The sequence below is a fragment of the Lysobacter olei genome (genome assembly GCF_054777355.1).
Map to the genome: position 1 here is coordinate 99,301 of NZ_BAAHAT010000002.1, position 12,916 is coordinate 112,216.

General features: G+C 68.3%; 8 protein-coding genes. 3 read left to right on the forward strand and 5 right to left on the reverse strand.

Annotated elements, in window-relative coordinates:
* Positions 1-211: 211 nt before the first annotated feature.
* From ACYVBS_RS03155 to ACYVBS_RS03165, 3 genes are all read right to left on the reverse strand, one after another.
* Entirely contained in the window at positions 212-1,936 is a 1,725-nt protein-coding gene (locus ACYVBS_RS03155; RefSeq protein WP_460821725.1) for an ATP-binding protein, read from the reverse strand.
* A 128-nt stretch (positions 1,937-2,064) separates the two neighbouring features.
* Positions 2,065-2,958: an RNA polymerase sigma factor RpoH gene (rpoH, locus tag ACYVBS_RS03160; RefSeq protein WP_460821726.1), complete on the reverse strand. Its 894-nt coding sequence runs from the start codon at positions 2,956-2,958 to the stop codon at positions 2,065-2,067.
* Between the two features lie 139 nt (positions 2,959-3,097).
* Positions 3,098-4,276 carry an acyltransferase family protein gene (locus tag ACYVBS_RS03165; RefSeq protein WP_460821727.1) on the reverse strand — a complete coding sequence of 393 codons (1,179 nt, stop codon included), beginning with the start codon at positions 4,274-4,276 and terminating at the stop codon, positions 3,098-3,100.
* A gap of 185 nt (positions 4,277-4,461) precedes the next feature.
* Here ACYVBS_RS03165 and ACYVBS_RS03170 point away from each other — a divergent pair, with 185 nt between their 5' ends.
* Positions 4,462-5,499, forward strand: a complete 1,038-nt coding sequence (locus tag ACYVBS_RS03170; protein WP_460821728.1) for a LacI family DNA-binding transcriptional regulator — start codon at positions 4,462-4,464, stop codon at positions 5,497-5,499.
* A 69-nt stretch (positions 5,500-5,568) separates the two neighbouring features.
* Here the strand turns inward: ACYVBS_RS03170 and ACYVBS_RS03175 are convergent, their stop codons facing one another.
* A complete protein-coding gene (locus ACYVBS_RS03175) occupies positions 5,569-7,227 on the reverse strand; it encodes an alpha-amylase family glycosyl hydrolase (RefSeq protein WP_460822169.1) in 1,659 nt (552 codons plus the stop codon).
* Between the two features lie 147 nt (positions 7,228-7,374).
* Positions 7,375-8,982, reverse strand: coding sequence for an MFS transporter (locus ACYVBS_RS03180; RefSeq protein ID WP_460821730.1), 1,608 nt, complete (start codon positions 8,980-8,982; stop codon positions 7,375-7,377).
* A 152-nt stretch (positions 8,983-9,134) separates the two neighbouring features.
* Between ACYVBS_RS03180 and ACYVBS_RS03185 the strand changes: the two genes are divergently transcribed.
* Complete coding sequence (locus ACYVBS_RS03185; RefSeq protein WP_460821732.1) at positions 9,135-10,748, forward strand: alpha-glucosidase family protein; 1,614 nt, start codon at positions 9,135-9,137, stop codon at positions 10,746-10,748.
* Positions 10,749-10,856: 108 nt separating this feature from the next.
* A complete protein-coding gene (locus ACYVBS_RS03190; protein WP_460821734.1) occupies positions 10,857-12,884 on the forward strand; it encodes a glycoside hydrolase family 97 protein in 2,028 nt (675 codons plus the stop codon).
* Positions 12,885-12,916 lie beyond the last annotated feature (32 nt).

The following is a 12,916-nucleotide window of genomic DNA, read 5'->3' on the forward strand; positions in this document are numbered from 1 at the left end:
GGCAAGTTTGCGAAGGGCGTGGGCGGTGCTCATGGGTAACGAGAACACCACGCCGATGTCAGTGGTGTCAACCGTTTCATGCGATATGAAATTCGCTTCTCGGCACATGCGGCTGCGACTTTGGTCGCGCCCTGCCCTGTCACCGCGTCGGTGCATGCGTAGTGCGGAAATGCTCCCGGCGCGCTCGCATGCGCCCGGTAACGCTCCGGCATCAGACGGGCGGTACCGCAGCGTCCAGTGACTGCCGCAGCAACGCATGCAGGCGCAGGCCGCGACCACGCGAGGCCACGTGCATGCGCCCACCGAGGGCGAGCACGCGATCGCGCATGTTGGCCAGCCCGCGCCCACGTCCGTGCCCGTGGCGCACGCCGATGCCATCGTCGCGCACTTCGACAAACAGCCACAGCGCGCCGCCGCGTTGGTTGACGCGCAACCGCACGCGGCAGTGACGCGCCCGCGCGTGGCGCACGACGTTGGTCACGCCCTCCTGCACCAACCGGTAGGCGGCGATGTGCAGCGTGTCGTCCAGTTGCGGCAGCAGGCGCGCGTCTCCCTCGAGCACGGTCTCGAAGGTGACCCCGGCATCCTCGGCCAATCGCCGCGCCAAGCCCTGGTCGATGGCGCGGTACAGGCCCAGCTGTTCCAGCGCGGCAGGACGCAGCGACTCAAGCACGCCGGAGATGTTGGTGCGCATTGCCCGGGTCAGCTCCAGCAGGGAATCCACGGCCGCACCGTGCCCCCCCTGGCTCAGCTGCGGCGCGATGAGCATGAGCCGGGTCTGCAGCGCCGTCAGCGTCTGGCCGAACTCGTCGTGCAACTCGCCCGCCAGACGCCGGCGCTCGCGCTCCTCGGTCAGCAGGTTGCGGCGCGCGGCGGCATTGAGCTCCTGCGCCAGCCGCTCGCTTTCCTCCTTGGCCTGGTGCAGCTGCATCGCCTGCGCGCGCAGGCCGTCGACCGTGGCCCCGAACAACAGCGCGGTGGCCCCGGTGACCGCGGTGAACAACTGCATCCGCCGGGGATCGTTCCAGCCGGCGAAGAGGTGGGACTCCAGGGTGGTGGTGGCGCTGAGCACCAGCAGCGCGACCACCGCGCCGCGCCAGCCGTGTAGCACCGCGAACACGACGATGCCGACCAACAGCACGCGCCGCACGACTTCCACCAGTTCGCCCCCCGGGTGCGAGGACACCCAGACCAGGAAGACGGCGCCCACGGGCAGCAGCAGCAGCGAAGCGTCCCGCAGGATCGGCAGGGAGCCACGGCGGTGCGGGACGTGCACCACCCATGCGAGCAGCGGAGCCACCAGCAGGATGCCGATGAACGTGCCCATCAGGCTCTTGATGGCGAACAGCAGCAGCGCTGCGTGGCTGTCGCCCGGCACCAGGGGCACGATGTCGACGATGCGCGCGTTGCGCACGTCGGCCACCAGGCCGTCGTTCACGACGTACATCGCGTCCTTGGCCATCACGGCGGCGGAGGACAACAGTGCCGCGACCAGCACGCGCAGGATCTGCTGGAGGCTGGCCGGCGTGTGCGGGGTGATCTGCCAGCGTCGCAGCAGCAGCACGCCCGTGCCGATGAGGAAGGGGTCCAGCACGTTACCCAGCACGTACTGGACGGGGCCGGACCAGTAACCCAGGAAGGCGGCCTCCAGGCCTGAACCGTCATGGACCAGAACACCGCCCAGGCTGCGGGCCAGCACGGTGCCGAAGAACGCCCAGGGCCAGCAGCGCAGCGGGGCCAGCCACAGCACGCTGAACAGCAGGCCGCTGTTGACCGCCAGATGCAGGAAGCCGGCCAGGCCCAGCGCGAAATACGCGCTGCCCGTGACCACCATGAGCGCCAGCCCGGCCGGCCAGTGGGGCAGCGGACGCCCGTCCGGGTCCGGAGGCGCGACCAGCGTGCGAAGCGACGGGGCGGACGGGCTCGACCAGTTCATGGGGGGCAGGCTAGCGCGCCGTCAGGCGTCGCTGGTGCGAGGTTTTCTCGCCGCCGGCGCCGGCGGGCCGGAAAACGACGAAGGCCCGGTCGCCCGGGCCTTTCGAAGCGATCTGCTGCAGCAGCAGATCAGGCGGCGAACAGCGCGCGCATCTTCTTCAACGCGTTGGCCTCAATCTGACGGATGCGCTCGGCGGACACGCCGTACTCATCGGCCAGCTCCTGCAGCGTGACCTTGCCTTCGCCATCCAGCCAGCGGCGCTTGACGATGTCGCGCGAACGGGCATCCAGACCGGCCAGGCCCTCGCGCAGCAGCTGCAGCTGGTTGTCTTCCTCATCGACGCGCTCATAGGCCTGCGACGGGTCCTCGCCATCGGCGCGCAGGTACGCGGCCGGCGACGGCGGGGCGTGGTCGTCGTCCTCGTCGGACGGCATGTCGAAGCCGATGTCGCGGCCGGACAGGCGCGACTCCATCTCCAGCACTTCGCGCTCGGAGACGTTGAGGTCGGCGGCGACGGCGCGCACTTCCTCGGCGTTCATCCAGCCCAGGCGGGTCTTGGACTTGCGCAGGTTGAAGAACAGCTTGCGCTGCGCCTTGGTCGTGGCGACCTTGACGATGCGCCAGTTCTTGAGGATGAACTCGTGCATCTCGGCACGGATCCAGTGCACCGCGAAGCTCACCAGGCGCACGCCCTGGTCCGGGTCGAAGCGCTTCACCGCCTTCATCAAGCCGATGTTGCCTTCCTGGATCAGGTCGCCCATCTGCAGGCCGTAGCCGTTGTAGCCACGGGCCACGTGCACCACGAACCGCAGGTGCGAGTGCACCAGTTCGCGGGCGGCGTCGAGGTCCTCCTCGTCGCGGAAGCGGCGGGCCAGCACCTGCTCGTCCTCGGCGGTCAGCAAGGGGATGCGGTGCACGGCGCCGATGTAGGCCTCGAGCGAACCGAGCGGGACCAGCCCACCCACGGCGGGGATGGGGAGGTTGTTGGCGACCAGGGCGGTAGAGGGGGCGTTCTGGGTCATAAGGGTCATCTTAGCAGTCGGGGGGTGTGACTGCTAAAGGGGGAAAAAGTTCCGCAGTGTTGCAGTCGTGGAACGCAGGATTGGGCGGCGCGGGACCGATGGGCGCGTGGCCTCGGGGCGCCGCCGCCGAGCCAGAAGACTATCCCGACTCGAACCGCCTCGCCCCCGGTTCGGGGGCCAGAGGCGCGGCCACCCCGGAGCGCACCCCACCCCGCACCCGGCCGTTGAACAGGTAGGCCAACACTGGACTGCGGCGGATGAGGAAGTGGTGAATGGCCAACGGGACCAGGGTGGCCACCCCCAGCACGATCAGGAACTTGATCCCGGCGCCGAGCGCCACAGGCAGCAGGGCCGTCGCGGTTGCGATCACGGTCAGGTGATGGAAGAGGTAGATCGAATAACTCGCGTCGGACAGGTACTGGAACGTGCGTGAAGGCCGGTCGGCCCAGATGCGGAACAGGAAGAACACCATCCGCACCATCATCCAGGACAACAGCGCCATGGCCAGGACATTCGCCGCCCGGTAGGCGACCGCTTCGCGGCCCTCAGTGAGATACATGCCGACGGCCCCGACGGCGGCCAGGCCCAACACCGGCAGGCTGACCCGGGCGAACCGCGCGAACAATCCAGGCCACGCCTGCAGGAGCATCCCGACCGCGAAACAGGGCAGGTACCACAGCAGGTCATCGGGGCGGAACAGACCCAGCACCGGCGTGCTCAGCATGGGCCCGGCCAGCTTGACCAGGACGACCGCCGCCAGCGGCGCGGCCACGGCCACCATCAGGACCAGCGCCAGCACCCAAGGACGCTCCCCCCAACGGACGGCGTCCGGATGGGCGAGCGCCCGCAGCAGCGGCGCCGACACCGCCGCCAGAAGGAAATAGACGGCCAGCAGGGACAGGAACCACAGATGGGACACCCAGCTGCCATTCGCCCACGCCGGCAACAGGGCCCCCACCAGGAATCCGGCATCGCCCCCATCACCGACGGTCACCGCGACCTGGATGACATTGAAGGTGAACAGGGTGGCGAAGAGCGGTATAAGCACGCGGCGCAAACGTTCGCGCAGGAAGACCGGCGCGGGACGCCGCATCAACAGGTGCATGGCAAAGAAGCCCGCCACCACGAAGAACGCCGGCATCCGGAACAGATGGATGAACGTCACCAGGCCATCCAGCAGCTCCAGCCGGGCCTCATCCTTGACCCTCCATGCGTGTGAGTCATACGGGCGCGCGGAATGCAGCACCACACCCAGCAGCATCAGCGAACTGCGCATGGCGTCCAGATAGTGGAGCCGCGCCGTGTTTCCTTCGGTCATCTCTCCTGCCCCGCGGCTGCCGTTGGCCCAGTAAACGGGTCGCCGACGGCCACTCGGCCAAGCGCAAAGGGCGGTGTGGATGCGACTCCGCACTCGGTCGCGGCCCCGACGCCGTATGGAGGCGCCGCAGGCGAGGCCGCTCCGACTACACTCGGGCGAACCGCTTCTTTCGGCGCCCAGACGGCATGCGCAAACGCACCAAGGCCACCTCGATCGACATCGCCCACCGCGCGGGCGTCTCCCAGGCCACGGTCTCGCGGGTGCTGCGCGGCAGCCCTCTGGTCAATGCCGAGACCCGGCGGCGGGTGGAGGAGGCGGTCCGGGCCCTCAACTACAAGGTGGACCGGCATGCCTCCAGCCTGCGCACGCAGCGTTCGGGCACGTTGGCGCTGCTGCTGTTCGAGGAGCCGACCCCGGACCATGCGCACATCAACCCGTTCTTCCTGTCGATCCTGGGGTCGGTGACCCGGGCCTGCGCCCGCCACGGGCAGGACCTGCTGGTGTCCTTCCAGCAACTGTCCGACGACTGGCACGCCGATTACGAGGACAGCATGAAGGCCGACGGGCTGATCCTGCTGGGGTACGGCGACTACCGCCTGTACCGCGACAAGCTGGACGCGCTGGTCGCGCAGGGCACGCGTTTCGTGCGCTGGGGCGCGGTGCAGCCGGACCAGCCGGGCATCTCGATCGGATGTGACAACGCCCACGGCGGCCGGCTGGTGGGCGAGCACCTGGTGCCGCTGGGGCGGCGGCGGGTGGCGTTCCTGGGTTACGCCTCGCGGGGCTATCCGGAGTTCCTGGACCGCTACCGCGGCTGCGAGGTCGCGCTGCAGGCGGCCGGGCTGGCACTCGACCCGGCGCTGCAGGTGGACGCCGACAGCGCCGAAGAGTCCGGTTACATCGCCGCCACGGCGCTGGTGGAACGCGGGCTGCCGTTCGATGCGGTGTTCGCCGCAAGTGACCTCATCGCCATCGGCGCGATCCGGGCACTGGCCGAGAAGGGCTTGCGGGTGCCGGAGGATGTGGCCGTGGTGGGCTTTGACGACATCCCGACCGCGCGCTACACCAACCCGTCGCTGACCACGGTGGTGCAGGACACCACCCGGGCGGGCGGGTTGCTGGTGGAAACGCTGCTGCAACTGGTGAAGGGCGTGCCCGCGGAGAGCGTCACGCTGCCCGCGCAGTTGGTCGTGCGGCGCTCCAGCGGGGCGGTGGCGGGCTGAGCCGCGGCCTTCCTCCGCGGCCCGGCTGTCCCGGAGCGCCCGTTCCCGGCGGCTAACCGCCCCCGGACATCAGCGACGTGGCTGGGCGCCGGCCTTGGCCTGCTCAAGCGCCTGGGCCAGGTCCGCCCGCTGCACTGGCGCCTCCCGCACGAACACTTCCACCCCATGCGCCGGCACCGTCGCCGACAACGCACCGCCTTCGGCCACGGTGACGTCACCACCCCCGATCGCCGCACGCCAACGGCCTGCCTCGAGGAATTGGCGCACGTCGAACGCCGCCGGCGCATCGCCCTTGTTGAGCAGCACCAGCGCGATCTGGGCCTGGCCGCCGTGCTGGTACACGCGGTAGAACGCGGCGCGGTCGCCGGCCATTTCCACGTTCACCTGCAGCCCGCGCTGCAGCGCGGGCGTGCGCGCGCGCAGGTTCGCGATGCGCTTGAGGTGCGGGTAGATCGCGCTGCGCGGCGCGGCGTCGATGCGCGCCTGGCCGAAATAGTTGCGGTTGCCCGCGTGCTCCGCGGTGCCGCGCTCGAACCCGGTCTCCGAGCCGTAGTAGATCACCGGGATGCCGCGCGCGGTGAACAGGAAGTTGTGCGCGTCGATGAAGCCCTCGTCGCGCGCGTCCAACCGCGCCATGTCGTGGTTGTCATAGAAGGTCATCAGCTCGTACGGGTTCTGGTACGGGCCGTCCTGCAGGTACAGGCGCTCGGCAACGCGCTCGAACCCGCCGCCCTTGCGGCCAAACACTTCGGCCAGCCGCTCCTTCAGCGGGAAGTCCAGCACGCTCACGCCGGCGTTGTGCGGCAGCGTGTGCGCGGCGATCGTAGCCGCGTCGTGGTCGAACGCCTCGCCAAACATGAAGAAGCCGGGGTGGCGCTCGCGGACACGCGTGGTGAACGCGTGCCAGAACGCGTGCGGCATCCACGGGATGGTGTCGATGCGGAAGGCGTCCGCGCCCTGATCGATCCATTGCGAATACGCGCCGACGAAATAGTCGAGTATGGCCGGGTCGTTCTCGTTGATGTCCGACAGCTGCGCCAAGCCCGGTCTGGTGTTGTACCAACGGTGCAGCGGATTGCCCGCCGGGTCGAGTTGCGTGGGGTGCAGGTTCTGGTGGTCGGCGAGCAGCGTGCCGTCCGCGCCGTAGATCTCGCCGAACTTGGGCTGGTCCGCCGGCATGGTGTACGCCGGGGAGCCGTGGTTGGCGACGATATCGAGCACGGTCTTGAGGCCGTGCTGCTTGAGGCCGGAGGTGAGGCCGGCGAAGTCCAGGCCGGGGCTCGGCAGGTGCTCGTCTAGCGTGTAGAAGTTCACGCCCCAGTAACCGTGGTAGCCGGTCTTGCCGCGGTCGGTGAACATGCCGCCCCACGCCACCGGGTCGCCCCCGGCAAAGGCTTCGTCCGGGTTGTCGACGATGGGGGTCAGCCACACCGCGCCAAACCCGAGGTCGCGGATGTAACCGGCGTTGTCGAGTAGGCCTTTGAAGTCGCCGCCGAGGTAGCCGACGTTGTCGCTGCGACCCTGGGGGGCGCCGGGCACCGGGCGATCAAACGTGCGACGCGTCGGATCGCTGCCGCCCTGCGTGCGCTGGTCGTTGGCCGGATCGCCGTTGACGAAGCGATCGGTGAGCACGAAGTACACGGCGTCCGAGGCCATGGGCTCGGTGGTGCCGTAGTACGCCGGGGCGTTGGCGTGACGCGGCGCCACGGTGCCGCAGGCCGACAGCATCGTGGCCAGCGCCAGGGCGGTCAGTGCGGCGCGGGTACGCACGTCGATGCGCAGTGCGGGGAGAGGCGTGAGGCTAGTGCTTGGCCGACCAGCCGCAAGGAACGCAGGAATGAGGTTGGGTCGAAGTGGGTTGCGCATGAGGTGTCCTCAGTGTCCGGTCGCCGCGACCGGAGCGGGCATGGCGTCGGGCTCAGGCACGCGCAGCACGGACAGCCCGGCCAGCACCAGGCTGACGCCACCGATCACCAACGCATAGACCGGCTGGTTGCCGAACAGCCCTTTGACCATCAACCCCAGCAAGCTCACCGCCACCAACTGCGGAATGACGATGAAGAAATTGAAGATGCCCATGTAGATGCCCATCTTCGCCGCGGGCACGCTGTCCGAGAGCAGCGCATACGGCAATGACAGGATCGACGCCCACGCGAAGCCGACGCCCACCATCGACAATAGCAGCCACGTCGGATCGTCGATCACCAGCATCGACAACAGCCCCGCCGCACCCAGCAGCGCATTGACCAGGTGGCTCAGGCGCAGCCCGATCCGCCGCACCATGCCGGGAATCAGCAGCGCAGCGAGCGCGGCGAAACCGTTGTAGGCCGCGAACAAGACGCCCACCCAGTTGGCGCCTTCGTTGTAGGCCGCCGAACTGGTATGGGTGGCCGCGTAATGCACGGCCGTTACCGCGGGCGTCGTGTAGATCCACATGGCGAACAGGGCAAACCACGAGAAGAACTGCACAATGGCCAGGCGGCGCATCGCGCGCGGCATGGTGTGCAGGTCCTGCATGATGTGGGCCAGCATCCCGTCGGGCCGCGTGCGCATCGCCAGGAGCAGCAACGCACCGTAGGCTGCGATGCCACCGGCCAGCACGTACAGCTGTTTGTCCAGGCCGAAGCGGCCCACCGCGAACCAGCCGGCCACACCCACCACCAACGCCGCCGCGGCCATCGCGCGCCAGCGCTGCAGGCCCGGACCGCCGCCGCGGGACGCCTCGGCTACCGCCGGCGCATGGTCGTAGAAGGCCGCCAACTGCGCGGGCGTGTACTCGCGGGTGCGCAGCACCGTCCAGGCAATCGCACCCAGCAGCACCACGCCGCCCGCATAGAAGGCATAGCGCACGGTGTCGGGGATCTGCCCGTCCGGCGCGGTGTTGTCCACGCCAAGGTGCTGCAGGATCCACGGCAGCATGCTCGCCACGACCGAACCCACGCCGATGAAGAAGCTCTGCATGGCGTAGCCGGTCGGACGCTGCGACGGCGCCATCTGGTCACCGACGAACGCGCGGAACGGCTCCATCGAGATGTTGATCGACGCATCCAGCAGCCACAGCATGCCCGCGGCGACCCACAGCGCCGGCACGTTGGGGAACAGGAACAGCGCCAGCGATGCGAACACCGCGCCGACGAGGAAATACGGGCGCCGCCGCCCCAGTCCGGTCCACGTGCGATCGGAGAGGTACCCGACGATCGGCTGCACCAGCAGGCCTGTCAGTGGCGCGGCGATCCACAACAGCGGAATGGCCTCCACGTCCGCGCCCAGTGTCTGGAAGATGCGGCTGACGTTGGCGTTCTGCAGCGCGAAGCCGAACTGGATGCCAAGGAATCCGAAACACATGTTCCATATCTGCCAGAACGAGAGCTGCGGTTTTTGGGTCATGGACGATCGGCCTGGTTCGTGGATGACGCGATGCACAACGTTCGGCACCTGCATGGCAATGCTTGTAACACCTGCCATGCCAGCCTGCGCGGCCATGGTAGAGGTCGGGCCTGCTGCACATGTTTGCCTGCAAACGTATTCATCCTCGGCGCCCGGATTGCGCCAGCCCGTGCATGGCCACGGCGTGGAATAGTGGCGCTCCGGCGCGCCCGCATTGCGCGACCGGCGGAACCACGGAGAGACGGACGATGAGCAATCGCTGGTGGCGTGGCGCGGTGATCTACCAGATCTACCCGCGCAGCTTCCTGGACACCGACGGGGATGGCGTGGGCGACCTGCCCGGCATCATCCGCAAGCTGGATTACGTGGCCAGCCTCGGGGTCGACGCGATCTGGATCTCGCCGTTCTTCAAATCGCCGATGGCCGACTTCGGCTACGACATCGCCGATTTCCGCGATGTGGATCCAATGTTCGGCACGCTGGAAGACTTCGATCGCTTGTTGGCCAAGGCGCATTCGCTGGGCCTGCGGGTGATGATCGACCAGGTGCTGAGCCACACCTCGGTGGAGCATGCGTGGTTCAAGGAAAGCCGCGAGAGCCGCGACAATCCCAAGGCCGACTGGTACGTGTGGGCCGACGCCAAGCCCGATGGCACGCCGCCCAACAACTGGCTGTCGATCTTCGGTGGCGTGGCGTGGAAGTGGGAACCGCGCCGCGGGCAGTACTACCTGCACAACTTCCTGTCGTCGCAGCCGGACCTGAACTTCCATTGCCCCGACGTCCGCGCTGCGATGCTGGACAGTGTCCAGTTCTGGCTGGACAAGGGCGTGGACGGCCTGCGCCTGGATTCGATCAATTTTCCGTTCCACGACGCGCAGCTGCGCGACAACCCGCCCAAACCGGTGGAAGCGCGTACTGGCCGCGGCTTCAGTGCGGACAACCCGTACGCGTTCCAGTACCACTACTACAACAACACCCAGCCGGAGAACCTGGCGCTGCTGGAGGACCTGCGCACCCTGCTGGACCGGTATCCGGAGGCGACGACGCTGGGCGAAATCTCTTCGGAGGATTCGCTGGCCACCATGGCCGAGTACGTCACCGAGAAGCGGCTGCACATGGGTTACAGCTTCGAACTGCTGGTTGATGATTTCAGCGCGGCCTACATCCGCGGCACCGTGGAGCAGCTGGAGGCGAAGATGGCCGATGGCTGGCCGTGCTGGGCCATCTCCAACCACGACGTGCGGCGCGCGGTGACCCGTTGGGGTGGCCCCTCGCCCGTGCCGGCGCTGGGATCGCAGCTGGTGGCACTGGTGTGCTCGTTGCGTGGTTCGGTGTGCCTGTACCAGGGCGAGGAACTGGGGCTGCCGGAAGCGGACGTGCCGTTCGAAGCACTGCAGGACCCGTACGGGATCACCTTCTGGCCCAACTTCAAGGGCCGCGACGGTTGCCGCACGCCCATGCCCTGGCGCGATGCGGTGCACGGCGGGTTCACCGAAGGCGCACCGTGGTTGCCGGTATCGGCCGAGCACCGCGCGCGCGCCGTCGAAGCCCAGGAGGCCGCACCGGACTCGGTGCTGAATGCGGCCCGCCGCTTCCTGCGCTGGCGCAAGGCTCATCCGGCGCTGGTGCTGGGTGACATTCGTTTCCTCGACGCGCCGGAGCCGGTGCTGGCGTTCACCCGCGAGCACGAGGGACGGCGGCTGCTGGTCGCGTTCAATCTGTCGGGACAGCCGTGCAGGTTCGAATTGCCGAGTGGGCTCGCGCCCGCCGCGCTCGACGGCCATGGCCTGGTCGCGGGGCACGTCGAGCACGGCACCCTGCACTTGCCTGCGCATGCGGTCTTTTACGCGATGCTCGCCTGATGCGAATCGCTGCGCCATGACGAGTACGCGCACCGCAACCAGGCAATGCCACCCACGGACGATGGCCTTTGCCACTCGCCCCTCCCGTCCTGCCGCTGGAGCCGCCTGATGCGCCGACTGACCGCCCTGTTGCTGCTGTTCGCCCTTCACGCCACGGGCCAGTCCCAGGCAGCGACGGTGGCGGAAGTCACGTCGCCCAGCGGCGTGCTCACCGCCGGACTGGACCTGCACGAAGGCCGCCTGAGCTACCACGTGCGGCGGTTTGGCGAGCCGGTGATCGCGCCGTCCACACTCGGCTTCCAGATCCGCGGCGCCGGCAAGTTGGAGCGCAACCTCGCACTGACCCACCAAGCCACGGGCAGCGCTGACCAGACCTGGGAGCAGCCGTGGGGCGAGTCGCGGCAGGTGCGCAACCGCTACAACGAACTGCGTGCGCGCTTTACCGAGAGCATCAAGCCCGGGCGCATCGTCGACGTGGTGTTCCGCGTGTATGACGACGGGATCGGCTTCCGCTACGAGTTTCCGCGGCAGGCGGCGATGGAGGAGGTGATCATCGACGACGAGCTCACCGAGTTCGCGATCGCCGCGCCGGCCACGGCCTGGTGGATTCCTGCCGGGGAGTGGAACCGTTACGAGTACCTCTACCAGCACACCCCGCTGGGCGAGGTGACCCAGGCCCATACGCCCATCACGGTGCGCACCGACGATGGTCTGCACCTGGCGTTCCACGAGGCGGCGCTGGTGGACTACAGCGCGATGTGGCTGCGTCGCACCGAGGGACAGCGCCTGCGCGCCCAGCTCTCGCCTGCGTCGCAGGGCTGGAAGGTGCGCCGCGCGCTACCGTTCCACACGCCGTGGCGCACCGTGCAGATTGCCGACAGCGCCGCCGAGTTGTACGAGTCTTCCAACCTGATCCTCAACCTCAACGAACCCAACGCGCTGGGTGACGTGAGCTGGTTCAAGCCGGCCAAGTACCTCGGCGTCTGGTGGTCGTTGCACCTGGATCAGGAAAGTTGGGCCACCGGCAGCAAGCACGGCGCCACCACGGCCAACACCAAGCGCTACATCGACTTCGCCGCGCGGCACGGTTTCCGCGGCGTGCTGGTCGAAGGCTGGAACCCGGGCTGGGACGGTCAGTGGTTCGGCAACGGCTACGACTTCAACTTCACCCGGGCCACGCCGGACTTCGACATCCAGGCGCTCGCCGCCTATGCCAAGGCCAAGGGCGTGCACCTGATTGGCCACCACGAGACCGCCTGCGCGGTCAGCCACTACGAGGACCAGATGGACGCGGCGTTCGCGATGAACGAGCGCCTGGGCATCGACGTGGTCAAGACCGGCTACGTCTGCGATGCCGGGCAGATCGAACGCCGCGGCGACGATGGCACGATCGTGCGCGAGTGGCACGATGGCCAGTGGAACGCCAACCATCACCTGCGCGTGGTGCAGGCGGCGGCCCGCCACCGTATCGCGATCAATGCACACGAACCGATCAAGGACACCGGGCTGCGTCGCACGTACCCGAACTGGGTCTCGCGCGAAGGGGCACGCGGCATGGAGTACGCCGCGTGGGGCAATCCGCCGAACCCGCCAGAACACGAGGTCAACCTGGTGTTCACCCGCATGCTGGCCGGGCCGATGGACTTCACCCCCGGCATCCTCAGCCTGCAGGGCCGCGGGCAGGCCATCCAGACCACGCTCGCCAAGCAGTTGGCGCTGTACGTGACGCTGTACAGCCCGGTGCAGATGGCGGCCGACCTGCCGGAAAACTACGCCCGGCACATGGACGCCTTCCAGTTCATCAAGGACGTGCCGGCCGACTGGTCGCACACCCGCGTGCTGAATGGCGAGGTCGGCGATTACGTCACCATGGCGCGCCAGGACCGCAACAGCGAGGACTGGTACCTGGGGGCGATGACCGACGAGCACGGTCGCGTGCTGCAGGTGCCGCTGTCGTTCCTCGCACCGGGGCGGACGTACCAGGCGCAGATTTACCGCGACGGGGACGGTGCGCATTGGAAGAAGGCGCCGTTCAAGTTCGCGCGCGAAACCCGCAACGTGACCAGCGCCGATACGCTCACGTTGCGCCTGGCCGCAGGCGGTGGGCAGGCCATCCGGTTCACCCCGGCGCACTGAATACGCACGAGGCGCGATCCCAGGACACGCGC

Coding starts and splice junctions, on each gene's coding strand:
- ACYVBS_RS03155 (WP_460821725.1), bottom strand. CDS start 1,936: ATGAACTGGTCGAGCCCGTCCGCCCCGTCGCTTCGCACGCTGGTCGCG.
- rpoH (WP_460821726.1), bottom strand. CDS start 2,958: ATGACCCAGAACGCCCCCTCTACCGCCCTGGTCGCCAACAACCTCCCC.
- ACYVBS_RS03165 (WP_460821727.1), bottom strand. CDS start 4,276: ATGACCGAAGGAAACACGGCGCGGCTCCACTATCTGGACGCCATGCGC.
- ACYVBS_RS03170 (WP_460821728.1), top strand. CDS start 4,462: ATGCGCAAACGCACCAAGGCCACCTCGATCGACATCGCCCACCGCGCG.
- ACYVBS_RS03175 (WP_460822169.1), bottom strand. CDS start 7,227: ATGCTGTCGGCCTGCGGCACCGTGGCGCCGCGTCACGCCAACGCCCCG.
- ACYVBS_RS03180 (WP_460821730.1), bottom strand. CDS start 8,982: ATGGCCGCGCAGGCTGGCATGGCAGGTGTTACAAGCATTGCCATGCAG.
- ACYVBS_RS03185 (WP_460821732.1), top strand. CDS start 9,135: ATGAGCAATCGCTGGTGGCGTGGCGCGGTGATCTACCAGATCTACCCG.
- ACYVBS_RS03190 (WP_460821734.1), top strand. CDS start 10,857: ATGCGCCGACTGACCGCCCTGTTGCTGCTGTTCGCCCTTCACGCCACG.